The sequence below is a fragment of the Marinobacter sp. LQ44 genome (genome assembly GCF_001447155.2).
Taxonomy (GTDB): domain Bacteria; phylum Pseudomonadota; class Gammaproteobacteria; order Pseudomonadales; family Oleiphilaceae; genus Marinobacter.
In genome coordinates this window covers 2,509,514-2,533,078 of sequence record NZ_CP014754.1, presented here as the reverse complement: position 1 = coordinate 2,533,078, position 23,565 = coordinate 2,509,514, and the positions used below count along the sequence as shown (strand labels likewise).

At 59.8% G+C, this 23,565-nt stretch carries 20 protein-coding genes; 12 read left to right on the top strand and 8 right to left on the bottom strand.

Features of this window, described 5'->3' with window-relative positions:
- Positions 1-211 precede the first annotated feature (211 nt).
- Positions 212-484 carry an HU family DNA-binding protein gene (locus ASQ50_RS11690; protein ID WP_058090771.1) on the top strand — a complete coding sequence of 91 codons (273 nt, stop codon included), beginning with the start codon at positions 212-214 and terminating at the stop codon, positions 482-484.
- Positions 485-549: 65 nt separating this feature from the next.
- Here ASQ50_RS11690 and ASQ50_RS11685 read toward each other — a convergent pair whose 3' ends face one another.
- The 8 genes from ASQ50_RS11685 to gshB form a co-directional block, all read right to left on the bottom strand.
- Complete coding sequence (locus tag ASQ50_RS11685; protein WP_058090772.1) at positions 550-1,569, bottom strand: putative solute-binding protein; 1,020 nt, start codon at positions 1,567-1,569, stop codon at positions 550-552.
- A gap of 206 nt (positions 1,570-1,775) precedes the next feature.
- Positions 1,776-3,071 carry a dihydroorotase gene (locus ASQ50_RS11680; protein ID WP_058090773.1) on the bottom strand — a complete coding sequence of 432 codons (1,296 nt, stop codon included), beginning with the start codon at positions 3,069-3,071 and terminating at the stop codon, positions 1,776-1,778.
- Positions 3,068-4,087 (bottom strand): aspartate carbamoyltransferase catalytic subunit, encoded by a 1,020-nt coding sequence (locus ASQ50_RS11675; protein WP_058090774.1) that lies wholly within the window; start codon positions 4,085-4,087, stop codon positions 3,068-3,070. Before ASQ50_RS11675 ends, ASQ50_RS11680 begins: the two co-directional genes overlap by 4 nt.
- 26 nt (positions 4,088-4,113) lie before the next feature.
- The gene (pyrR, locus tag ASQ50_RS11670) at positions 4,114-4,623 is read right to left on the bottom strand and encodes a bifunctional pyr operon transcriptional regulator/uracil phosphoribosyltransferase PyrR (protein ID WP_058090775.1); all 510 of its coding nucleotides are present in this window, start codon (positions 4,621-4,623) and stop codon (positions 4,114-4,116) included.
- Positions 4,624-4,642: 19 nt separating this feature from the next.
- Complete coding sequence (gene ruvX / locus ASQ50_RS11665) at positions 4,643-5,074, bottom strand: Holliday junction resolvase RuvX (protein ID WP_058090776.1); 432 nt, start codon at positions 5,072-5,074, stop codon at positions 4,643-4,645.
- Positions 5,067-5,633: a YqgE/AlgH family protein gene (locus tag ASQ50_RS11660; protein ID WP_058090777.1), complete on the bottom strand. Its 567-nt coding sequence runs from the start codon at positions 5,631-5,633 to the stop codon at positions 5,067-5,069. The genes ruvX and ASQ50_RS11660 overlap by 8 nt, the downstream gene beginning before the upstream one ends.
- On the bottom strand, positions 5,630-6,496 hold the full coding sequence (locus ASQ50_RS11655; protein ID WP_058090778.1) for an energy transducer TonB: 867 nt from the start codon (positions 6,494-6,496) through the stop codon (positions 5,630-5,632). Before ASQ50_RS11655 ends, ASQ50_RS11660 begins: the two co-directional genes overlap by 4 nt.
- Before the next feature lie 46 nt (positions 6,497-6,542).
- The gene (gshB, locus tag ASQ50_RS11650; RefSeq protein ID WP_058090779.1) at positions 6,543-7,496 is read right to left on the bottom strand and encodes a glutathione synthase; all 954 of its coding nucleotides are present in this window, start codon (positions 7,494-7,496) and stop codon (positions 6,543-6,545) included.
- A gap of 291 nt (positions 7,497-7,787) precedes the next feature.
- On the opposite strand from gshB, the gene pilG reads away from it, so the two are divergent.
- From pilG to ASQ50_RS11595, 11 genes are all read left to right on the top strand, one after another.
- Positions 7,788-8,180 (top strand): twitching motility response regulator PilG, encoded by a 393-nt coding sequence (pilG, locus tag ASQ50_RS11645; RefSeq protein ID WP_058090780.1) that lies wholly within the window; start codon positions 7,788-7,790, stop codon positions 8,178-8,180.
- Positions 8,181-8,212: 32 nt separating this feature from the next.
- Entirely contained in the window at positions 8,213-8,575 is a 363-nt protein-coding gene (pilH, locus tag ASQ50_RS11640; protein ID WP_011787171.1) for a twitching motility response regulator PilH, read from the top strand.
- 20 nt (positions 8,576-8,595) lie between these two features.
- The gene (locus tag ASQ50_RS11635; RefSeq protein WP_058090781.1) at positions 8,596-9,141 is read left to right on the top strand and encodes a chemotaxis protein CheW; all 546 of its coding nucleotides are present in this window, start codon (positions 8,596-8,598) and stop codon (positions 9,139-9,141) included.
- Positions 9,142-9,235: 94 nt separating this feature from the next.
- Entirely contained in the window at positions 9,236-11,311 is a 2,076-nt protein-coding gene (locus ASQ50_RS11630; RefSeq protein WP_058090782.1) for a methyl-accepting chemotaxis protein, read from the top strand.
- 27 nt (positions 11,312-11,338) lie between these two features.
- Entirely contained in the window at positions 11,339-12,238 is a 900-nt protein-coding gene (locus tag ASQ50_RS11625) for a CheR family methyltransferase (protein WP_058090783.1), read from the top strand.
- Positions 12,239-12,249: 11 nt separating this feature from the next.
- Entirely contained in the window at positions 12,250-19,848 is a 7,599-nt protein-coding gene (locus ASQ50_RS11620; protein WP_058090784.1) for an Hpt domain-containing protein, read from the top strand.
- Complete coding sequence (locus ASQ50_RS11615; RefSeq protein WP_058090785.1) at positions 19,848-20,900, top strand: chemotaxis protein CheB; 1,053 nt, start codon at positions 19,848-19,850, stop codon at positions 20,898-20,900. The genes ASQ50_RS11620 and ASQ50_RS11615 overlap by 1 nt, the downstream gene beginning before the upstream one ends.
- 11 nt (positions 20,901-20,911) lie before the next feature.
- Positions 20,912-21,373: a chemotaxis protein CheW gene (locus tag ASQ50_RS11610; protein WP_058090786.1), complete on the top strand. Its 462-nt coding sequence runs from the start codon at positions 20,912-20,914 to the stop codon at positions 21,371-21,373.
- A 74-nt stretch (positions 21,374-21,447) separates the two neighbouring features.
- A complete protein-coding gene (locus ASQ50_RS11605; RefSeq protein WP_058090787.1) occupies positions 21,448-21,939 on the top strand; it encodes a Fur family transcriptional regulator in 492 nt (163 codons plus the stop codon).
- Entirely contained in the window at positions 21,932-22,705 is a 774-nt protein-coding gene (gene znuC, locus ASQ50_RS11600; RefSeq protein WP_058090788.1) for a zinc ABC transporter ATP-binding protein ZnuC, read from the top strand. Before ASQ50_RS11605 ends, znuC begins: the two co-directional genes overlap by 8 nt.
- Positions 22,692-23,504, top strand: a complete 813-nt coding sequence (locus ASQ50_RS11595) for an iron chelate uptake ABC transporter family permease subunit (RefSeq protein WP_058090789.1) — start codon at positions 22,692-22,694, stop codon at positions 23,502-23,504. The genes znuC and ASQ50_RS11595 overlap by 14 nt, the downstream gene beginning before the upstream one ends.
- Positions 23,505-23,565 lie beyond the last annotated feature (61 nt).

Here is a 23,565-nt window from a genome sequence, read left to right as displayed (position 1 = left end):
TCGCTTTGTTACATCCTGTAACCGGCCATGCATTATGACCAAACCGGGCTCCGGTTTATGAGACCAACCCCGCAAATGACGCCTGCGGCCACAGTTCGTAACCGAACAGGGTTTGCACATTTCGGCCAAAGCCACTATAGATTGCTTCAACCGCAGGGTCTGCCTTGCGGTCAAACACAATAATCAGAACGAAATCAAACAGGAGTATCCGATGCGCAAACCAGAGCTTGCCGCCGCCATTGCCGATAAAACCGGCCTGACCCGGGAAAAAGCCAGCGAAGTTATCAACGCCTTTACCGATCAGCTGTCTGCGGCAGCGGCCCGGGGTGAAGACACCACGCTCATTGGCTTCGGCACCTTCAGCATTCGCTCCCGCGAGGCTCGCACAGGCCGCAACCCGCAAACCGGCGCCACCATCCAGATCCCCGCCAGCAAGACCGTCGGGTTCAAGGCCGGCAAGGCCCTGAAAGACGCGATCCGTTAACCGGATCCGGCCCGCCAACCGGCGGGCCAGCTTCTGCCTGACAGGCCCAGCAACGCCCTTCAGACTTAAGACGCACACTCCGAGCGCGAACCGTCCACCCGGCAACGAATGGCACGCATCAGTTTGATCGCACGCTCGTCATACACGCCATCCTCCAGCAGAGACAGCCTCACTTGGCGCAGCATCCGGTCATACTCGGCCACATCTTCCTGGGGTGGGTGCATCCATACCTCTTCGGGAATGCCAGCTTCTGCCTCGGCGATGATCTCGTAGGCCTGATCAATCCGCTTGATCGATTCATCACGCACCATCTGACCGGCATCATCGGGGAAACGGTCGGTATGGATAATCACCTGAAAGTTCATATATGCCAAGGCGTACTTGAAAACACCGCCCTTTTCGTTGACGCCCTTGTACAACTCCAATGGCTGATAGGCCACGGCAGGCGCATAGGCCAGATCGACACTGCCATTGTTGAACTTGCCAGCGAAATTGGCGGAATTGGAGCCCACCACTGACGCGCCTACATGACGAACCATGCGCACCGACGCACTGTCATAATCCAGGGTCGCGATGCGCTTGCCCTGGAGTTTTTCAACCGAGTCGACGTTGCGATCACGGGTGTGCAGGTAGATAGCACCACCGGGGAATACACCGGCCACCTCGTAGGGCCCTTCAACCAGGAACTGGCGTGCCTGGGGTTGGCTCAGGGTGTTGTACAACAGGCGCATTTCCTGCTCGCCAGGGACGGCACCCATGGCCTCCAGGCTGCCGGTAAATTTGTTGAACTCACGGGCGCGGGTGCCCGTGAGCAGCACTGCGTCGCACTGGCCCGCCTTGAAGTCCTCGGCGGCAACCTTTTCATCGGTGTAAGCCCGCAGGTTCAGCCTGATGCCTCGCTGCATGGCGACCGGCTGAAACTCTTTGGTAATGGCAAACAGCGGGCCGTTGGCGCCCACGGGATCAAACACGCAAAAGCTGCGCTCGAGAATCTCGGTTTCGGCTTTCGCCAGAGCAGGGGTAACCAGGGTGGCGCACAAAGCAGCCGCCATGGCAATACGGCGGGATAAACTGACTGATTTCACGGGATGACTCCTGAATTATTATTGTCGGACACCGGCACAGCAGGCCGCCGGCATTTTCCGTCGTCCTTTTGATGACCATAAGTGGTCGAGCCATAGAATACGTTGGCTCAGGTGCCTCTCTTCAAGAGTTTTTCAGCAAAAACAGGGTAATCTGTGATGGCGTCGACAGAGGTTGGCCAACCTCTGCCGCATTTTCAGCAGTGTCACTATTGCCAGGCGGTCCGTCCGCCAACCAGCGTTAGCTTCATTAACCCCGGCAGCTCACATCCGAAACGGGGGGCATGGTGTCCGGCTGACACCAGGGTAGATGGGGACGGTACCCAATGGCCTTTGGGGTCGAAAATGCACAGGTCTGCCGCCACACCCTCAGCCAGCGCCCATTCCCGGCCCAAAACTCGGGATGGACCAAGGGTCAGCGCAGACAGCAGGTCAGGCATCTCAAGTTCACCAGACGCCACCAGCCCCAACCCCAGGGACAACACGCTCTCGATGCTGGACAGGCCAGGTTCGGTGGCCGGCAGTGGCGCCTGCTTGGCGGCGCTGTCGTGGGGTTGATGCTGGCTGACGATGGCATCAATCACACCCTCGCGAACGCCTGCCAGCAGCGCCTGGCGATCACTCTCGGAGCGCAGCGGCGGGCGTACGTGAAAACGGCTATCAAAGCCCGCCAGTGCGTCTTCGGTATACACCAGCTGATGCATGGCGACATCGGCAGTCACCTGGATTCCCCGTTTCCGGGCGTCCGCCAGCATCTCGACGCTGCGGCCACAGGACAACTGGCTCAGGTGCAGTCGTACCCCGGTCTCCTCCGCCAGCAACAGCATTTCCATGACCGCAGCCGTCTCCGCTACTTCCGGGATGCCCAGCAGGCCCAGACGGGTCGCCACCTGACCATCGTGAGCGTAGCCGTCCGCGGCCAGGGCCTGGTTCTCCGGACTGAACATCACTGTCAGGTCGAAGGTCTGGGCATAGGCCATACACCGGCGCAGGATACGGGCATTGCGCACCCCACGGGAACCGTTACCCACTGCCACGCAACCGGCGTTCTTCAGGCCCGCCATATCACTGAGCAAGTCACCTTCCAGGCCACGGGTAATCGCTCCAACGGGCAACACATTCACCACACCACGGGTAGCCGCACCTTCACGAATCAGATGGGTCACGGCGCTGGAATCATTGACCGGAGAGGTTTCCGGGCTGGCGCAAACCGTGGTGAAACCACCGTGGGCGGCTGCCCGGGTTTCCGAGGCAATATTGCCCTTCTGACCATTGCCGGGCTCCCGGAGGTTGCAACACAAATCCACAAACCCCGGGGAAATCACACAGCCACTGGCGTCAACGCTCCTAGCTGCACCAGCCTGCCCCGCCTCAGACCCGACAGCGGCAATCTTTCCGTCGCGAACCAGCAGCCCGGGATTGTCGGTCAATTGCCCATGAGCATCGAACAGGGTGCCACCGGTAATCACCAGGCTGGTGCTGTTATCTTGCTGGCTGCCACTCATGCCCGGTGTCCCTCGCTGTCTGTCTGTTTTTGCTGTCGCTCTGCCATTTGCCCGCCCATCGCCATGGACATGACCGCCATGCGGATGGCAATACCATTGGTTACCTGATTCAGGATCACCGATTGAGGGCCATCCGCCACCGCCGATTCAATCTCGACCCCCCGGTTGATTGGCCCCGGGTGCATCACAATGCAATCCGGCCTCGCCAGTGCCAGCTTCTGCTGATTCAAACCGTACAGTCGGTAGAATTCCCGCTCGCTGGGCAGCAGCGCTCCTTCCATACGTTCCTTTTGCAGTCTCAGCATGATCACCACGTCCAGGTCTTTCATGCCACGGGCCATGTCGTATTCCACGGTGCAGCCGAGATCTTCCACGTCCCTGGGCAACAGGGTACCGGGGGCAATCACCCGCACCTCTTCTGCGCCCAGTTCGTTCAGGGCCCGGATCTGGGAACGGGCAACCCGGGAGTGTAATACGTCGCCGACAATGGCCACTTTCAGGCCTTCAAAACGCCCCTTGTGCTGGCGAATGGTGAGCATGTCGAGCATCGCCTGGGTGGGGTGGGCATGCCTGCCATCGCCCGCATTGATGATGGCCACGCCCGGGGTCACGCTTTCGGCGATAAAGTGCGGCGCCCCGCTCTGGGAATGCCGCACCACGAACATGTCGCTGGCCATGGCCTCCAGGTTAAGCAGGGTGTCTGACAGGGATTCCCCTTTGGAGGTGGCCGACGTGTTGATGTCCAGGTTCAGCACATCGGCAGACAGCCGCTTGGCGGCCAGCTCAAAGGTACTGCGGGTACGGGTACTGGATTCGAAGAACAGGTTAACGACGGTGCGGCCCCGCAACAGCGGCACCTTCTTGATGCTGCGCTCACCCACTTCGATAAAGGAATCGGCGGTATCCAGAATGTCGGTCAGCAGCTCCCGGCCCAGGCCGTCCAAAGTGAGAAAATGCCGCAACTGACCATCCCGGGTCAGCTGCAAGTGGTTCGGGGAGGGATCGTTTGCGGTCATGGCTCGCCTGTCGTCAATTGGGGGTGTTACTGCCCGGAGTCCTGAAGTTCGATGCGCAACGGCTCGGGGCCGCGCAACTTGACGCGCTGGTGCGCTTCCAGCGCCAGGGAATGGCCGACCACATCGGGCTGAATCGGCAGCTCCCGGGCACCCAGATCAATCAAGGTGGCCAGTATGATACTGGCAGGACGACCGTAATCGAAGATCTCATTCATCGCGGCGCGAATGGTTCGCCCACTCATGATCACATCATCAATCAGGATGATGTCACGGCCTTCAGTGTCAAAAGGCAGGCTGGAGGGCTTCACTTTCGGGTTCAGGCCAATGCGACTGAAGTCGTCCCGATAGAAGGAAATATCCAGCTCACCAAACGGCTGCTCAATCCCCAGGCGCTTGCCAATAACATCCGCCAGCCAGACGCCACCGGTGCGAATGCCAATCAGCACAGGGTTGTCGATACCACGTTGCTCCAGAATCCGGCGTAACCCGGTTTCCAGCTCATCCAGCAACTGGTTGATATCCATCAATGCGGTCATCAGAGCCTCATCAGTCAGGTCAGCCGGCCTGTTCCCGGCACCAGGTTTCCAGTATCAGTACCGCAGCACGGTCATCTACCCCGTGGCGACCAAAATCACGGTTGCCACCGGCAGCCATCACATCGCCCTTGGCTTCAAAGCTGGTCAGTCGCTCATCCACCATTTCCACTGGCACATGAAAACGACCGTGCAGGCGCTTGCCGAATTTACGGGCCCGGGCACACATGTCGTTTTCGGTATCATCCATATTCAGCGGCAACCCAACCAGCACCATATCCGGCTGCCATTCCACCAGAAGTGTCTCGATCTGCTGCCAGTCCGGGATACCATCCCTCGCTGGGATCATGGCCAGGGGCTGGCCTGTGCCGAGCAGTTCCTGACCGGAAGCGACACCGATGCGACGGGTTCCGAAATCAAAGGCCAGCAGCCGACGGTTACCTTGTTCAGGCATGGCCCACCGAATCGCTGAGCTGGTTCAGATCAACACCAATCAACCGGAGTACCGCTTCATAACGCTGGCTGACCGGTGTCCGGAACAGGATGTCGGTGCTGGCCGGGCAGGTCAGCCAGGCGTTGCTGCCCAACTCTTCTTCCAACTGCCCTTCACCCCAGCCCGAGTAACCCAGAGCCACCAGAAACTCATCCGGCCCTTCATCACAGCCAATACTCTCCAGAATATCCCGGGAGGTGGTGAGCAGAACGTCATCGGTCACCAGTGCCGTACTTTGCCATTGCCGCCCCGGCGAGTGGAGCACAAATCCCCGTTCCGGCTGCACCGGGCCACCGGTGAACACCGGCAAGTCCAGCTCACCGCCATGCATGTCCAGCTGCTCCAGGATTTCTCCCAGATGGATATCCAGCGGCTGATTGATCATCAGCCCCAGCGCCCCCTCTTCGGAATGCTCACAGAGGTAGATAACGCCGCCATGGAAACGGGGGTCGGCGAGCCACGGTGACGCCACCAGAAAGTGGTGCCTGAAATTACCGTCGGTTTGCTTGGACGCTGTCATCCGGATGTAAGCCCCCGCTGCTGGAACGACCAGGTACGTATGATCTCCAGTTCGTCCACTTCCTGCTGCATCTCTTCCGGGAAGGGCGCAAAGGGCGCGGCCATGCGCACAATGCGAATGGCGGCATCATCAAGCACCGTGCTGCCGGACGACTGGAGAATCGCCACTTCCTTGATTGTGCCATCTTTGCGCAGAGAAACCAGCATACGCAGATTTCCGTAGATCCCGGCCTGTCTCGCTTCGGTCGGGTAATTGATGTTGCCCACCCGGGTGACCTTGCTTACCCAGTTCTGAACGTACCAGGCATTGCTTGACCTGAGGGTAGAGGCCGCCGTCACCCGCATGACCCTTGGCTTGCGAGCATAGGCTTGCTGCTGGGCATCAAACCGGGCTTCCAGGCTGGCAATTTCCAGGCTCCGCTCCATCAGGCTTTTGCGCTCACTGCGTGGCAACGGTTCCGGCTCAGGCTCTGACCGGTCTTCGGGCTGCTCTACCTGCCGGCTCGCCGTCGTTTCGGTCTGAACCACCGCACGCTCTTCCCGGGGTTGCGGTTGTGTGGTGGTCTGGGGCTCAGGCTGCACCTGGGCCATTTCGGGCTGGCTGATTTCGGCTGGTTCCGGCGTGGTCATCTCCATGGCCTCTTCTTCCGTGCCACTACCCTGCTGGCTGGTCTGGGCCAGAAAATCCGCCTCATCCGGAGCCTGCTCATCATCAAACTGCGAGAGCGTAATCTCCATGGTCTGGGCAGACGAACGGGGAGACTCCGGAGCAAAGGTAATGCCCAGAACCACAATGGCATGCACCGCCAGCGCCATGAACAGCGTGAAGGACAACCGGTCAAAATCGCTTACCTGAACAGCCATTACCTTTCCTGATAGTTTATCTGCACGTGCCTGGAGGAAGCCTGACTCAGCTCCGGCCCAGGCGCCGATCAATGGCATCCATCAGCATGCCGGCAATGTCGATGCCAAAGGCCGCATCCAGCTCGCGGATACAGGTTGGGCTGGTGACATTGATTTCGGTGAGGTAATCACCGATAACATCCAGCCCGACAAACATCAGCCCTTTTTCCTTGATCACCGGCGCTACGCGGGCACAGATTTCCCGATCCCGCGCGGTCAGTTCGCGCCCCTCTCCACGCCCCCCGGCCGCCAGGTTGCCGCGATTTTCACCCTGGGATGGAATTCGCGCAAGGGCGTAAGGCACCGGCTCGCCCTCAATCAACAGAATCCGCTTGTCGCCGTCGGTGATTTCCGGAATGAATTTCTGCGCCATGGCCTGGTGGGCGCCATGGTTGGTCAGAGTTTCAATGATCACCCCAAGGTTCGCATCGTTTTCTCTGACCCGGAAAATCGACCGGCCGCCCATGCCATCCACCGGTTTCATGATGATGTCGCCATGCTCGGCATAGAACTCCCGGAAACGCTGGGAGGAACGGGTGACAATCAACGGTGGCGTGAGGTCCTCGAACTGGGTGGCAAACAGCTTCTCGTTGCAATCCCGCAGCGTGGCCGCCGGATTGACCACAAGCGCACCCTGTTGCTCAGCAGCCCCCAATATATAAGTGGCCATCAGGAACTCGCGATCCACCGGAGGATCCTTGCGCATCAGAATCACATCCAGATCACCCAGGGCCCGATCCTGGCTGGCGCCAAAGCTGAACCAGTTTTCCGGGTCCATATGCACGGTGAGATCGCGGGTGTGGGCACGGGCCTGGCCACCCGCCAGATACAGATCGTGCTGTTCCATATACTCGATCTGCCAACCGCATTTCTGCGCCGCCAGTAACATAGCCAGCGAACTGTCTTTCTTGAAGCTGATGTCTTCGATAGGATCCATCACGATCCCGAGCCGGACTGTCATCAGAGTCTCCTGGAATTTCGATGTGAAAACACGAACCGGTCAGCAGAGCGAACCAGCGATAAAGTGCTATGCTGGAAATGGTATTGTACCCGAGCCTTGATTGCACCCGGTGAAATCCACAGTTAAATCCGTGACGGCACAGGCAGAAGTACATTTGGTCACAAACTAATACTTTTTATCCGGCCATCGATACTCTATAAATGAGCGGGGTTTATAGAACAACCTTAAGGTTTGTGTTAAAACCCCCGTTTGAAAATAACGACAGTCGCTAGAGCGCAAGGCAGTTGGACAATGGATGACAACTTCGAGAATCTGAAGATTATGGTGATTGACGACAGCAAAACCATTCGTCGCACCGCAGAAACCCTTCTCAAAAAGGTCGGTTGTGAGGTCATCACCGCCACTGACGGCTTTGACGCTCTGGCCAAGATTGCCGATTCCCAGCCGGACATCATTTTTGTTGATATCATGATGCCCCGACTGGATGGCTACCAGACCTGCGCACTTATCAAGAACAATTCCTCTTTCAAAAAGACGCCGGTTATCATGCTCTCGAGCAAGGACGGCCTTTTCGACAAGGCAAAAGGTCGCATCGTTGGCTCGGACCAGTATCTGACCAAACCGTTCAGCAAGGATGAGCTGCTCAATACTATTCGCCAGTACATTCCACAGGCGCAACAGTAAACCTGCTGACACCAGTAATTATCGAGGAAAACATGGCCCGCATTCTGATTGTTGACGACTCGCCAACAGAAGTTAAAAAGATTTCCACTATCCTGGAAAAACACAAGCACGAAGTGCTGACCGCCGACAACGGTGCAGACGGCGTGGCCAAAGCCCGCGCAGAAACCCCGGACCTGGTTCTGATGGACGTGGTCATGCCTGGCCTCAATGGCTTTCAGGCCACCCGCCAGCTGACCCGCGCGCCAGAAACTGCGTCCATTCCGGTTGTGATTGTCACCACCAAGGATCAGGAAACCGACCGCGTGTGGGGAACCCGCCAGGGCGCCAAGGGTTACCTGGTCAAGCCGGTTAACGAAGATGACCTGATCAAAACAATCAACAGCCTGATTGCCTGATCCCTAACCGTGGAGTAAGCATGTCCGCCCAGGCCGCCCCTTTCGCCGTTCTGACGGATATCGCCCAGCGCAGCCGGTCATTAGCCGCCGGCCTTCCGGAACAACAGGAAGCCGTTGAACTCTGGAATGGCATCGGTTTTGTTCTGGCGGGTGAGCGCTATGTCGCACCCATGGGTGAAGTCACCGAAATCCTGCACGTCCCCCGGTTTACTCATATCCCGGGGGTTCGCTCGTTTTTGATGGGTGCTGCCAATGTTCGCGGCCGCCTTCTGCCTTTGGTTGATCTCGCTGGCTTCTTCGATGTTCCCCGATCCTCCCGCAGTATGCGCGAGCGTCGGGTTCTGGTCATTGAGGAAGGCGACGTATTCAGCGGCCTGGTGGTCGATTCCGTGCTGGGCATGCAGTACTTTGCAAAAGACAGTTTCAGGGCGACTCCCGAGGGAGTAGCCGACAGCATTCGTCCGTTCGTAACCGGTGGTTATGAGCGCAACGAGGAGGTCTGGAAAGTGTTCTCTGCCGCCGATCTGGTGGAAGATGAGCGTTTTCTCGATGTCGCACAGTGGTAAGGGTGTGAGCACTGGCAGGAACATCACCCTGACCGTCTGAAACCCGTTACAAAAACTTGCCATTTCCAGAAAGAAAGAGGCCGGGAGCCAGAAAATGAAAAACAGAGCCGGAAGACTCAGCATGGGACAGGGGGGCAACAGACTGGTTGCCGGCCTGATCGCTGCGCTGATTGCACTCACCGTCCTGCTCGTTGTGGTCCTGTTCATTATTAACAGGGATAGCCAGAACGACCAGGAATACATCGCCAACACCGCCGAAATGCGGGTGCTCTCCCAGGAGATCGCGAAGAACGCCACCGAGGCCGCCGGCGGTACCGCCGAAGCCTTTGACCAGCTTCGTCGCTCCCGGGATGACTTCCAGCAGCTCTGGTCATTCGTCTCAGAAGGTAATCCGGCCACCGGCCTGCCTGCCAGTGAAATGGCCCAGCGCAGTGGCGTTCAGCAGAACTGGAACACGGTTCGGGACAACGCCGACAGCATCCTGTCTACCCGGGATGCGGTACTTGGCCTGCACGAAGTAGCCCGGACCCTGAACGAAACCATTCCCCAGTTGCAGGTGGAGTACGATGACATCGTACAGATCCTGCTGGACAACAACGCTCCGGCGGAGCAGATCGCCCTGGCCCAGCGCCAGTCGCTGCTGGCAGAGCGTATCGTGCGTTCTGTCAACAACGTACTGTCCGGTGACGAAGACGCGGTTATCGCCGCTGACCGTTTCGGCCGTGACGCCAGCCTGTTTGGCCGGGTACTGGACGGTCAGCTTAACGGCAACCCCGCCATGGGCATCTCCAGGGTAGCCGATGAAGACGCTATCTACGGCCTGGAGGCGGTAGACGAGCTGTTCGAATTCGTTTCCCAGAACGTTGATGCGATCCTTGAAGCCTCTCCCGACCTCTTCAAGGTTCGTACCGCTGCCAGTGACATCTTCCAGAACTCCGAGATCCTGCTGTCTGAGCTCTCCGTTCTGGCCGACGGTTTTGCCCGTCAGTCCAGCTCCCGCTTCATCAGCCCGACCCTGGCCTTCTTCCTGCTGGCAGCCATGGTGGCGATCGTGGTCATCATCGGTGTGGCTCTGTATCGCGATGCCCAGGCTCGACTGTCTGCGACTCAGGAGCAGAATGAACAGAACCAGAACGCGATCCTGCGACTGCTGGACGAACTCGCCGACCTGGCGGATGGTGACCTGACCACCGAGGCCACGGTAACCGAGGACTTCACCGGCGCCATCGCGGACTCCATCAACTACGCGATCGACCAGATGCGCGGGCTGGTACAGGCGATTCGGGGTACCGCTGTACGGGTTGCGTCAGCGGCCCAGGAAACCCAGGCCACGGCCATGCACCTGGCCGATGCTTCCGAGCACCAGGCCCAGGAAATTGCCGGCGCCTCTGCTGCGGTTAACGAGATGGCGGTGTCCATCGACCAGGTATCTTCCAACGCCGCCGAATCCTCAGCGGTTGCGGAGCGGTCGGTTGCGATCGCCAAGAAAGGCGCGGAAGTGGTACAGAACACCATCCGCGGCATGGACAACATCCGTGAGCAGATCCAGGAAACCTCCAAGCGGATCAAGCGACTGGGTGAATCTTCCCAGGAAATCGGCGACATCGTATCGCTGATCAACGACATCGCCGACCAGACCAACATCCTGTCTCTGAACGCCGCAATCCAGGCCTCCATGGCCGGTGACGCCGGCCGGGGCTTCGCGGTGGTTGCGGACGAAGTTCAGCGACTGGCGGAGCGTTCTTCTGCAGCAACCAAGCAGATCGAAGCGCTGGTTAAGACGATCCAGTCTGACACCAACGAAGCCGTTATCTCCATGGAACACACCACCGCCGAGGTGGTCCGTGGTGCCCGTCTGGCCCAGGACGCGGGTATCGCCCTCGAGGAAATCGAGAACGTATCCATGTCTCTGGCGGAACTGATCCAGAACATCTCCAACGCGGCCCGCCAGCAGTCGTCCTCTGCGGCGCACATTTCCAACACGATGAACGTCATCCAGGAAATCACCTCGCAGACTTCGTCCGGTACCAACGCAACCGCGAAGTCTATCGGTAACCTGGCCGAGATGGCGTCTGAACTGCGGTCCTCCGTTGCCGGCTTCACCCTGCCAGACGAAGAGCTTGCAGATCAGGAGCAAGAGGAAGACAACGACGTTCCGGTGGTCAGCTGATCACCGGCCCGGGGCGAATGACGGTTTATGGCTCAGATGCATAACCAACTGTCACCCGCCGAAGGCATTTGGGCACTGCGCCGACTCCCGGATATGGATGAGGCGCAGTTCAGCCAGTGGCAGACCCTGCTGGAGCACCGCACCGGCATCACCCTGACGGCCGAACGCCGTTCGTTCCTGGAAACCAATCTGGGTATACGAATGCGGGAAATCGGCTGCAGCAGCTATCAGGCCTATTACGAGAAAATCGTTAACGGCCCGGATGCCGTCAGGGAATGGGCAACACTGGTTGATCGTCTGACGGTTCAGGAAACCCGGTTTTTCCGGGACCCTGACGCCTTCCGGCTGGTTGCAGACTATGTTCTGACCCGCCCCCGGGAACAGTTCAGAAAACGTGCCCTGGAAGCCTGGAGTGTTGGCTGTTCAACCGGCGAAGAGCCCTACACCCTGGCGATGATCCTCAATGAATGCATGGGGCAGTTGGCACTGCCGCCCCTGTTTGGCGTCACTGGCTCTGACATCAGCCTGCCCGCCATCGAAAAGGCACGCCAGGGCCAGTTCAATGCCCGCAAATTGCTGGGCATGGACGAAGACATGAAAGCCCGGTATTTCCGTCCATCAGAACGGAATACCGTTGAGATTGTGAACAGCATCCGTGACCGCGTCTGTTTTACCAGGCTCAATGTCCTGGACCTGGACAAGGCACCGATGCACGGCATGAACATTATCTTCTGCCAGAACCTGCTGATCTACTTCCGCCGCTGGCGCCGGCGGGAAATTGTAAAACGGCTAGCAGAGCGTCTGGCACCGGGGGGGTTACTGGTGCTTGGCCAGGGTGAACTGACCGACTGGCAGCCACCGGGCCTGCAGAGGCTTCCCTCGGAACATGTGCTGGCGTGGATCAAACGTCAGTCCGACGAAGAATAACCGGAGTGGTTATGGGCAATCACCATGACAGTATCGCCCTCGACTGGGTTCGGGGCGAAATACAGGACACGCTGACCCAGGGCCAGCATGCACTTGAAGCGTACGTCGATAATCGTGACGATACCGCGCGCCTGCGCTTCTGCCTGAACTACCTCCATCAGGTACACGGTACCCTGCAGATGGTGGAACTCTACGGTGCAGCCTTGCTGACTGAAGAGATGGAAAAGCTGACCCAGGCCATCCTGAACGAAACCGTCACCAATGTTGACGAAGCCGTTGATGTCCTCATGCAGGCCATCCTGCAGCTGCCCCAGTACCTCGAACACCTCGGCAGCAGTCGTGACGATTTTCCGATGGTGTTGCTGCCGCTGCTGAACGATCTCCGGGCCGCGCGGGGCGAAGCCCTTCTGTCAGACACGTCACTGTTCAAGCCGGATCTCAGCCCATCCCGAATCCGGGTAAGCAGCAAAGTCTCCGAACGCCTGCACGACCCCAAGGTTCTTGGGCATCTGCGCAAGCTGCGGCAGATGTATCAGTTTGCCCTTGCCGGCGTGGTCCGGGAGGCCGACCTGGCCGCCCATTTCGATTACATGCAGAAGGTGATCCAGCGACTGATTCGCCTATGCCAGAAAACACCCCGCGGTGAACTCTGGAAAGCTGCCAGCGCCTTTGTCGAGACCCTTCGGGCCAACGTGAACCCGGTCAATACCGCGGTTAAATCCCTGTTGCGGGAGCTGGACGCCGAGATTCGACGGCTGACCGACGAGCACGCCGATATTCTGCAGCAGCCAGTACCGGAAGCCCTGTTCAAGCACCTGCTGTACTACGTGGCACGGGCCCGTGACCTGGACAGCCCGCAGGTCAATGCACTCCGGGACGCCTATCAGCTAACCAGCGCGTTGCCGTCCGAAGACGACGTTGATGCTGCCCGCACTCGCGTGTCCGGCCCGGGCCGCGATGCCATTCATTCTGTTGTCAGCGCCCTGAACGAGGAGCTGGCCCGCCTGAAAGATCAGCTCGACCTGTTCGTGCGCGCCGAACTGCGCCAGAACACCGAGCTTGACGAACTGCTGCCGGGCCTTCGCCAGGTTGCCAACACCCTGGCCGTTCTGGGCCTCGGCATCCCCCGCAAGGTGGTCACCGAACAGGTTGAACTGGTCGAAAAACTGTGTGGCCAGGCCGAGCCCGCCGACGATGGCACCCTGATGGACATCGCCGGGGCACTGCTCTACGTCGAAGCCAGCCTTGCCGGCCTGGACAGTGACCGGCGGACTGACGTTGAGTCGGGCAGCCAGGATGACGAACGCCCCAACATGGGCAGTCTCGAGTTGGGCGACGCCAGCGAAGCCCTGCTCCGGGAGTCGCGCAACACCCTCGAGCAGGTCAAGTCGGCCATCGTCAACTTCATTGCCTCGCAATGGGATACCCGGGAAATCGACCATGTTCCCGGCCTGTTGCACAGCATTCGCGGCGGGCTGAGCCTGGTACCGCTGGATCGCGTGGCAGACATGCTGGCCTCGGCTGAGCGTTACGTTTCCGATGTCTTGCTGAGTAACAAGCAGGTACCTGACTGGAAACAGCTGGACACCCTGGCCGATGCCGTCACCAGTATCGAATACTATCTGGAGCGCCTGGCGGAAGGCATCAGCGACAACGATTCCATTCTGAGAGTGGCTGAAGACAGTCTGGCCGGGCTTGGCTTCCCGGTAGGCCAGGAGCCAACCTGGAACCTCGACCAACAGGCGTCCGAATCCACCTCCGTGCCGACTGTGGAAGTTCAGGAGCCGGGCGACACCCCGGATGCGGCCAAGGCATCGGATGACGAGCTGGTCGATGACGAAATTCTGGGCATTTTCGTGGAGGAGGCCGAAGAGGTTCTCCAGACCATCCATGAATTCTACCCCCGCCTGCGCCAGAGCCACGACGATCGCGAGGCACTGACCGAAGTGCGCCGCGCCTTCCATACGCTTAAAGGCAGTGGCCGTCTGGTAGGTGCCTCCAGTATCGGCGAACTGGCCTGGTCGGTTGAGAACCTGCTGAACCGGGTGATCGATCAGACCATCAAGCCCAGTGACGACCTGTTTGCACTGGTCGATGAAGTTAACAGCCGTATTCCATCACTGATTAACGAATTCAGAGATGGCCACAGCAGCGGTGACGTTGCCGAACTGATCGAACGGGCCGAAGCCCTGGCCACCACTCGTCGGGCCGATGCTGAGGAAGCCCCTGCACCAGCAGAGCAGCCCGAGACCAGTTCTGTTCCCGAATCTGCGCAACCGGATGAGTCTCTGTCGGAAGAGATTGCACAGCCGGCCGCCACCGACGCCAGTGACAGTGATGACCTGATCGACGATGAGATTCTGGAAATCTTCATCGAAGAAGCCGGGGAAGTGCTCGACACCATCCGCGAATACCTGCCGATGCTGTTGCGCCAGCACGACGACCGCACCGCCCTGGCGGAAGTGCGCCGCGCCTACCACACCCTGAAGGGCAGTGGCCGGATGGTTGGCGCCGAGGTGATCGGTGAACTGGCCTGGTCTGTGGAAAACATGCTCAACCGGGTTATCGACGGTAGCATTTTCATGAACGACGACGTGGCACAACTGGTTCAGGACGTGACCGACGCCGTACCTGCCCTGGTGTCTGATTTCGAGCAACGTCGCCCCGCCAGCGTCGATACCTCGGTCATGCAGGCCCGGGCAACCGCCCTGGCCAACGGCGAGATTCCGGACGCCACCTCCATGCCCCCGGCGGAAGCCGAGATAGGTGATGAAGGCCAGACAGCCCAGGATACCGGTCTGGAACACGCCGAACCGGAATTCGATGCGGGCGCCGGTGAGCCAGATCAGGACGTCGATCCCGTTCTTCTCGAGATTTTCGAGAACGAAACCGAAACCCACCTGCAAACCCTCAAGGATTATCTGGCCGCAGCCGGTGACAAGACCTCGGCCGCCTACACCGATGACCTTTCCCGGGCCCTCCACACCCTCAAGGGCAGCGCCCATACTGCCGGTATCGGCCCGATTGCCGAGGTTATTACGCCGCTTGAACGCTTTGTTAAAGAGTCCAGGGCCCAGAACAAGCGTGCGGACCGGGACGTTCTGGAACTGATCGAACAGGCCAGCCGCTACCTGACCGAAGGCCTGGCCCAACTCAGAAGCAACCCGCAAGGGTCGCTCGAGGGCACCGATGAATACCTGGCAAGACTGCAACAGATCAGCCAGCAAACCCTGCTTTCACATGCCATGTCTGACGACGAGCAGCAGTCTGAGCAGGCGCCGACGCAACTGGTTCAGCTGTTCCTCGGTGAAGGTCTGGACATTGTTCTGGACGCAGAATCGATCCTCGACGACTGGGCACAACACCCGGAGCGCACCGACTCACTGGCCACCTTGCGTGAGGAACTGGAACAACTGACCCGGGGAGCCTCGGATGCCGGTCTGACAGACGTAGCCAACCTGGCCGCTGCCCTGACCCGCACCTACACCGCGGTCGCAGAAAATCAGCTGACACCGGGCGACGACTTCTTCGCCACCGTTCGCCCAGCCCAGGAACAACTGATCAACCTGATGGATCAAGTGGCTGCCGGTCTCGCCACCGAACCCAGCGACGGTTTGATCGAAGAGCTCGACGAACTGGCCAGCGCATCATCGCAAGCCAGTGAGGAACCGAGCGAGTTCGACCAGCAGTTCACCGAGGATCTGGAAGAAATCGACCTCAGCCTCGAACTGGAAGAACTGGACCAGGGTGCGCCCGAACCCGCCGAGAGCGAGCAGCCACCGCTGCCGGAACTGTCCTCGGATGACAGCGATATTGACGAGGAACTGGCGGAAATCTTCCTCGAGGAAGCCCGCGACCTGATCAACAGCACCGCCGATGCCTTGCAGAGCTGGAGCGAAGATACCGGCAACCTGGACATCCTGCGCCTGCTGCAGCGTGACCTGCATACCCTTAAGGGCGGTGCACGGCTTGCCGACATCCCCTCGGTGGGCGACCTGTCCCATGAACTTGAAAACCTGTTCGAGGGACTGACCGAGCAGAAGTTTGCCGTCACCGACACCCTGTCTGATCTGCTGTTCCGCTGCCATGACCGTCTGGCAGGCATGGTAGAGGCCCTGGAAACCCAGGAGCCACCAAGGCCGGCACCGGATCTGATTGCCGAGATCCACGCCTACATCGATACCGCACGGGGCTCACGGCCGGTCACCGACGTCAGCCCCTCTGACACCGTAGACGTGTCCGAAGACCAGGAGCTGCCGCTGCCCGAGGCTGACGAGGCACCAGAAGAGACCACTGCGGAAGACGAATTACAGGCCACAGACCTTTCACACCTTGATCCTGAATTGGTAGGCATTTTCCTCGAGGAAGCCTATGACCTGATCAACTCCACCGGCAGCTCGTTACATGCCTGGAGCGAAGATCCATCGGATCGTGAGGTTGCAGCTGTCCTTCAGCGGGAAGTACACACCCTCAAGGGTGGCGCCCGCATGGCCGGTGTCGACGCCATCGGCGACCTGACTCACGTGCTGGAAGATCTTTTCGAGAAAGTGGCGGAAGGCCAGCTCGACGCCAGCGGCGAAATGACTGACCTGCTGTTTGCCTGCCACGACCGTCTGGCTCAGATGGTTGAACAGGTCGCCACCCAGAAGCCCTGCCCGCCGGCCGATGAATTGGTTCAGCAGGTGGAAGCGATTCTGCGGGGCGAGACCCCGGCGCCAGTGCAAACCTTGCCTGCCGCAGAGGTGGAGGAGGCGGAAGAGCCAAGCGCCGAGGATCAGAGCCCGGAGACCATCGCCGAGCCCGGCACTGATGTCCATGAAAAACCTACCGGAACTCTGGCAGCTGCCTCCGATGACGACCTGATTGGCATCTTCCTGGACGAAGGCCTGGAGATCCATGAAGCCATCACCGAATGCCTCGACCAGTGGCGTGAAGAACCGGACGAACTGGCCGGCATCACCCGATTGCAGCAGGAACTGCATACCCTTAAGGGTGGCGCCCGCCTGTCCGATGTCGACCCGATTGCCGACCTTGCCGAGGCCTGGTCGGACGCGCTGGATACTCTGGTCTCCGGCGGTAACGATCAGCAAGGTCTGCTGACGCTCAGCGACCGGGCCCTGGCTAGCCTCAAGTCCATGCTGGATACCATTGAAGCAGGCCAGAAACCTAAGTCTGACAGCGACCTGATTGCCGACTTCCAGGCCACCGGCCAGGTGTCCGACGACCTGGCGGAGGCCCCGGAGGCATCCGCCGAGGCCGACTCGGATGTGGTCGATCCAGAAGTGCTGGAGATCTTCCTGGAGGAAGCCGGCGAGATCATGGACCAGCTCGAGCAGCTGCTGGATGACTGGCGCAAAGAGCCAGCCAACCATCATTTCAACCAGGAGGCCCAACGGGCCCTGCACACCCTCAAGGGTGGCGCACGGTTGTCGCAACTTAGCGAACTGGGTGACAAAGCCCACGCCTTTGAAACCCGCTTGATTGATTTGGGTGGAAACGCTCCGGACGACAGCCAGTGGCAGGCGATTACCGAAGACCACGACGCTATTATTGGTTTGGTGTCGGCTATCCGCACTCGCTTTGAGTCGGGTGCACCGGTTATTGCACCGTCACAGGCGCAGCCTGATTCAACGCAGCCTGAGCCGACATCTGAGCGGCCAGCCGAGGTACCGGCCCCGCAACCAGAAACGCCGGCCAAACCGACCCCGGAGCAGCCCAAGCCAGCAAAAGCAGCGGCCAAGATCCGTAACAAGGCGGCCGAAACCCAGCGAGCGGCCCAGGAAACCATCCGGGTGTCTGCGCCATTGCTGGACGAACTGGTTAACCTGGCCGGCGAGACCAGTATTACCCGGGGCCGCCTGGAGCAGCAGACCAGCGATTTCAGCCACACCCTGGATGAAATGGCCGCCACCATCGAACGTTTGCGTGAACAGCTGCGCCGGATGGATATCGAAACCGAGGCCCAGATTCTGTTCCGGGCCGAACAGGAACACGGCCCAGACTACGGCGACGACTTCGATCCGCTGGAGATGGACCGTTACTCATCCATCCAACAGCTGTCCCGGGCACTGTCCGAGTCATCCTCTGACCTTGCCGACCTGAGGGAAACCCTGGCCGACCGGGTACGGGATACCGAAACCCTGCTGGTGCAGCAGTCCCGGATCAACACGGAACTCCAGGAAGGTCTGATGAAGACCCGGATGATTCCGTTCGCCTCGATGGTGCCACGCCTGCGCCGTATCGTGCGCCAGATCAGCGGCGAGCTGGGCAAAAAAGTGGACTTTGACGTTCGCAACGCCGAAGGCGAAATGGACCGCAATATTCTGGAGCGCATGATCGCGCCCCTGGAGCACATGCTGCGTAACGCCCTGGACCACGGCATCGAGACCCCGGAAGAGCGCAAGAAAGCCGGCAAGCCTGCCACCGGTGAAGTGACGTTGTCACTGACCCGGGAAGGCGGCGATGTGGTTCTGCGGATGATCGATGACGGCAAGGGTATCCCGGCCGATGTGATCCGCGACAAAGCCGTCCGTCAGGGGCTGATGCGGGCCGATGAAGACCTGTCAGAGCGGGAAATCCTGCAGTTTATCCTGCAGCCCGGCTTCTCCACCGCCCAACAAGTTACCCAGATCTCTGGCCGTGGTGTGGGTATGGATGTGGTCGGCAGCGAGATCAAGCAACTGGGCGGCAGCCTGGATATTGACTCGGCCCTGGGCCGCGGCACCACCTTTACCGTGCGCCTGCCGTTTACCGTGTCGGTGAACCGCGCCCTGATGGTGGCTACCGGCGAAGACTTCTATGCCATCCCGCTCAACACCATTGAAGGTATCGTGCGGGTCAGCACCTACGAGCTGGAAGAGTATTACAAGCCGGATGCCCCCATGTACGAATACGCCGGCCAGCAATACCGCCTGCAGTATCTGGGCAGCCTGCTGAACAGTGACCATCATCCGAAACTGCAGGGTCAGGCATTGCCATTACCGGTAATTCTGGTGCGAGGTGCCGAACAGCCCATGGCCTTGCAGGTGGACCACCTGATGGGCAGCCGGGAAATCGTTGTTAAATCCCTGGGGCCGCAGTTCAGTACCGTGCGCGGTGTGTCCGGTGCCACCATTCTGGGTGACGGTAACGTGGTGGTGATTCTTGACCTGCCAGCGATGATCCGTTCCGACATCCTGTCCGAACGGCAACGCCTGGCGAACCTCGAAAAAGCCCGGGAAACCAGCCGCTACGAAGAGAAAATCACCACCGTTATGGTGGTGGACGACTCGGTAACCGTGCGCAAGGTTACCTCTCGATTGCTGGAACGAAACGGCATGGAAGTCATCACCGCGAAGGACGGCCTGGATGCGGTGGCCCAGCTTCAGGATCATCGCCCGGACATCATTCTGCTGGACATCGAAATGCCCCGGATGGACGGTTTCGAGGTGGCCAGTTTCGTGCGCCACGACGACAACCTGAAGGAAACACCGATCTGTATGATCACCTCCCGAACCGGAGAGAAACACCGCGAACGGGCACTGTCGATCGGGGTCAACGAGTATCTGGGCAAACCGTTCCAGGAAGCCGAGCTGCTTGACACCATCAAGCGGTTGACCGGGAATCAGTGATGGCCGGCCAATCTGGCCGGCCCGGGGTCGGGATTGTTTCCGATGTGGTCCTGCAACGCCACCGGTTGCAGGCCGCCACCGGTAAATTCGGCCTGGAAGTGTCGTTTTCAGGCGATCCGTCCCGACTGATGGACTATCCGGAATTCCCGGATGCATGCCTGTGGCTGGTCACCCTGGAAGACGAGGCTGACCATCCAGCGCTGTTTGATCATTTGCTGGAAAATACCGACGCCCCGGTACTTTTCGGGGTTGATCAGGCGCCCAAACCCGGCAGTACAGACTATTTCCGTTGGGAACGACGGCTTGTGGACAAGCTGGAGCAGCAACTTGGCCACCTGGAGGCCCTGGACACCGCCAGCGATCTGGAAGAATTGGTGGAGACCACACCGGCGCTTCATTCGGCACCGGAACTGCCTCGTTGGATTGCCCCGGCAGCGCCAGGCTCATTGGCAGAGGACGTCTGGGTGCTGGGCGCTTCCCTGGGCGGACCCGCTGCCGTCAAAACGTTTCTGGACAATCTGCCACCGGGATTGCCGGTGGGCTTTGTGTACGCGCAGCATATTGATGGCAACTTCACCGAGGTACTGACCCGGGTTCTTGGCCGACATGCCCACTACCAGCTCAAACGAGCGGAAGAAGGCTACCGGGTACGAAACGGTGATGTGGTGCTGATGCCGGTTGAGCGGGAATGGACGTTCGACACCCAGGGCCAACTGACAGAACGCAACACTCCCTGGCCTGGTCCCTATGGCCCGTCCATTGACCAGGTCTTGCTTAACGTCGCCGATTACTACGGCAAGCGTTGCCACGCCATCCTGTTTTCCGGCATGGGCAACGATGGCGCCATTGCAGCGCCCATGCTTAAAGCCTACGGCAGTCGCATCTGGGTGCAGGAAAGCAAGAGTTGCGGCAACAGTTCGATGCCGGATTCGGTCGCCGCTACCGGCTGCAGCAGCTTCTGCGGCACACCGGAGCAACTGGCGAAGGAACTGGTGAAAACCATTGAGAACAACTGTCTGCTCAAAAGCCGGCAGAAACGGGATTCCGCCTGAGGTAACACGCCATGAAAGAGAACAGCCAATCCCTCTCCTGTGTCATGATTCCGGTCAGTGACCGGCAACTATTGCTACCCAACGTGTCGATCGCGGAAGTGGTGGATTTTAACAGCACCGACGCCGGCGCCAGTACCCCGGAATGGCTGGTAGGCTTTCTGGACTGGCGTGGCCTTACCCTGCCGGTCATATCCTATGACGCGGCCAACGGCGGGATCCTGACCGTACCCGGAGACAACCGGGGCAGAATCATTGTGCTCAACACCATCGGTGATGGCCATCAGCAGGCCCCGTTCATGGCGTTAGTCACCCAGGGCATTCCCAGCCAGGCCCGACTGGTGGAAGAGCAGATCCGGAAACTGGACGGCGAAGCCGGACCGGCCGACCTCATGCAGGTGGAAGTCGACGGCGAAGCCGCCTGGATTCCCAACCTCGAGTACCTGGAGTCACTGGCGCTAACCGCCAGACACTGATGACCACCTGGTCACAGCCGTAGCAGTACAGCCTGCAAATGTTATAATGTTGCAAACTTTGCAGGATCCAGACTATGCCCGAACGCGCGCTTCCTTATCGCCCGCACAACCACGAGGCCTGTGTCAGCCAGGCCCTGGCGGATGCCCGGGCCATTTGCCGACAACAGAATGCCCGCCTCACCCCCATCCGTGAACGGGTTCTGGAATTGATCTGGCAATCTCACAAGCCCCTCGGGGCCTACGACATTCTCGCCATGCTGGGCACCGAGGGCCATAACGCCGCCCCACCCACCGTCTACCGGGCCCTGGATTTCCTGTTGCAATACGGTCTGGTGCACCGGATTGCCTCCCTGAACGCATTTACCGGCTGCACCCATGCCGGTGAACACCACCGGGGCACTTTCCTGATCTGCCGGGAATGCGGAAACGTACTTGAGCTGGACGCACCGGACGTCACTCGCGCGGTAGAAGCCGCGGCGGCTGACGTAGCCTTCCGGCCCGAAGAAATCACCATGGAAGTGGCCGGTCGTTGCCCCCGGTGCCAGGGAGAACCCGGCCATGCCTGATGCCCTGGTGCGCCTGCATCAGCTGACCGTACAGTTCGACGACCGCCCGGTGGTGGACCGTGTTGAGATGGCGGTTCGCAGGGGCGACATCATCACCATTATCGGTCCCAATGGTGCCGGGAAGACCACCCTGATCAAAGCCGTTCTGGGTATCCAGAAGCCCAGCTCTGGCAAGGTCTCGCTGGCCAACAGCCTGGTCATTGGCTATGTGCCCCAGCACCTGTCCCTGGAAGCGACGCTGCCCCTGAGCGTACGCCGGTTCATGCTGTTGAGCGGCCGCTCCGGCGCAGAATGCGAAGCCGCGCTGGAGCGCACCGGTGTCCGGCACCTGCTGGATGCCTCGGTGCATCACCTGTCAGGCGGCGAAAAACAGCGTTTGTTGCTGGCTCGGGCACTGGCACGGCGACCGGACCTTCTGGTGCTGGACGAACCCGCCCAGGGTGTGGATATCAACGGCCAGGCGGCCCTGTATGACCTGATCCGCCAACTCCGTGATGAGCTGAATTGCGGTGTGATCATGATTTCCCACGACTTGCACCTGGTCATGGCCGCCACCGACAAGGTCATATGCCTGAACCAGCACGTGTGTTGCAGCGGTTACCCGGCCGACATTTCTCACGACCCCGCGTTCATCGAGACCTTTGGCCACCAGGTGGCAGAATCTCTCGCAGTCTATCATCACAATCACAACCACCGTCATAACCTGCACGGTGACATTGTGACCAGCACAGACGTTCAGGGAGCCTGTGACCATGAGCATCATTGATTCTGTGCTCGGGGATTTTTTCTGGCGGGCACTGCTGGGTGGACTGGGTGTTGCACTGGTGGCTGGCCCCCTGGGCTGCTTCGTGGTCTGGCGGCGAATGGCGTATTTTGGCGACACCCTTGCCCATTCCGCGTTACTCGGCATCGCCCTGAGTTTCCTGATCAGTGTTCCACTGAACCTGGGCGTGATCATTACCTGCGTCACCATTGCTGTCGCTCTGGTGTTGCTCTCGCGCACCCGGGCTTTGGCCACCGACACCTTGCTGGGCATTCTCGCCCACAGCGCCCTGGCCATCGGCCTGGTCTCCCTGAGCTTCATGCCGGATGTGCGGGTTGACCTGACTGGCCTGCTGTTCGGTGACCTGCTGGCCATGAGCCGCCAGGACCTGCTTTGGATCTACGGCGGCGCGGCTTTCGTGTTGACACTGCTGGCGATGCTCTGGCGCGGGCTGTTGATGAGCACCATCCACGAGGAGCTGGCCCGGGTGGAGGGAATACCTGTGGAGCGTTTGCGGTTGGCGCTGATGCTGATGTTCTCCCTGGTGATTGCCGTGGCGATGAAGATTGTCGGGGTCCTGCTGATTACCGCCCTGTTGATCATTCCTGCGGCCACCGCCAGGCGCCTGGCCAAAAATCCAGAACACATGATGGCACTGGCGGTGGTGTTCGGCTTTATCGCCGTGACCGGCGGCCTGACGCTGTCCTGGCACCTGGATTCTCCAGCCGGGCCGTCGGTGGTAGTGACCGCCTTCCTGGCTTTTCTGCTGGTGTACGGTACCGCCCGGAACGCCAGCCGATAACTGCTTCCGTCTTTCGAAAGTGCCGGAGCTGGTCTAGAGTAATCTGGACACACTTTCCGTA

Coding starts and splice junctions, on each gene's coding strand:
- ASQ50_RS11690 (WP_058090771.1), top strand. CDS start 212: ATGCGCAAACCAGAGCTTGCCGCCGCCATTGCCGATAAAACCGGCCTG.
- ASQ50_RS11680 (WP_058090773.1), bottom strand. CDS start 3,071: ATGAGTGGCAGCCAGCAAGATAACAGCACCAGCCTGGTGATTACCGGT.
- ASQ50_RS11675 (WP_058090774.1), bottom strand. CDS start 4,087: ATGACCGCAAACGATCCCTCCCCGAACCACTTGCAGCTGACCCGGGAT.
- pyrR (WP_058090775.1), bottom strand. CDS start 4,623: ATGACCGCATTGATGGATATCAACCAGTTGCTGGATGAGCTGGAAACC.
- ruvX (WP_058090776.1), bottom strand. CDS start 5,074: ATGCCTGAACAAGGTAACCGTCGGCTGCTGGCCTTTGATTTCGGAACC.
- ASQ50_RS11660 (WP_058090777.1), bottom strand. CDS start 5,633: ATGACAGCGTCCAAGCAAACCGACGGTAATTTCAGGCACCACTTTCTG.
- ASQ50_RS11655 (WP_058090778.1), bottom strand. CDS start 6,496: ATGGCTGTTCAGGTAAGCGATTTTGACCGGTTGTCCTTCACGCTGTTC.
- gshB (WP_058090779.1), bottom strand. CDS start 7,496: ATGACAGTCCGGCTCGGGATCGTGATGGATCCTATCGAAGACATCAGC.
- pilG (WP_058090780.1), top strand. CDS start 7,788: ATGGATGACAACTTCGAGAATCTGAAGATTATGGTGATTGACGACAGC.
- pilH (WP_011787171.1), top strand. CDS start 8,213: ATGGCCCGCATTCTGATTGTTGACGACTCGCCAACAGAAGTTAAAAAG.
- ASQ50_RS11635 (WP_058090781.1), top strand. CDS start 8,596: ATGTCCGCCCAGGCCGCCCCTTTCGCCGTTCTGACGGATATCGCCCAG.
- ASQ50_RS11630 (WP_058090782.1), top strand. CDS start 9,236: ATGAAAAACAGAGCCGGAAGACTCAGCATGGGACAGGGGGGCAACAGA.
- ASQ50_RS11625 (WP_058090783.1), top strand. CDS start 11,339: ATGGCTCAGATGCATAACCAACTGTCACCCGCCGAAGGCATTTGGGCA.
- ASQ50_RS11620 (WP_058090784.1), top strand. CDS start 12,250: ATGGGCAATCACCATGACAGTATCGCCCTCGACTGGGTTCGGGGCGAA.
- ASQ50_RS11615 (WP_058090785.1), top strand. CDS start 19,848: ATGGCCGGCCAATCTGGCCGGCCCGGGGTCGGGATTGTTTCCGATGTG.
- ASQ50_RS11610 (WP_058090786.1), top strand. CDS start 20,912: ATGAAAGAGAACAGCCAATCCCTCTCCTGTGTCATGATTCCGGTCAGT.
- ASQ50_RS11605 (WP_058090787.1), top strand. CDS start 21,448: ATGCCCGAACGCGCGCTTCCTTATCGCCCGCACAACCACGAGGCCTGT.
- znuC (WP_058090788.1), top strand. CDS start 21,932: ATGCCTGATGCCCTGGTGCGCCTGCATCAGCTGACCGTACAGTTCGAC.
- ASQ50_RS11595 (WP_058090789.1), top strand. CDS start 22,692: ATGAGCATCATTGATTCTGTGCTCGGGGATTTTTTCTGGCGGGCACTG.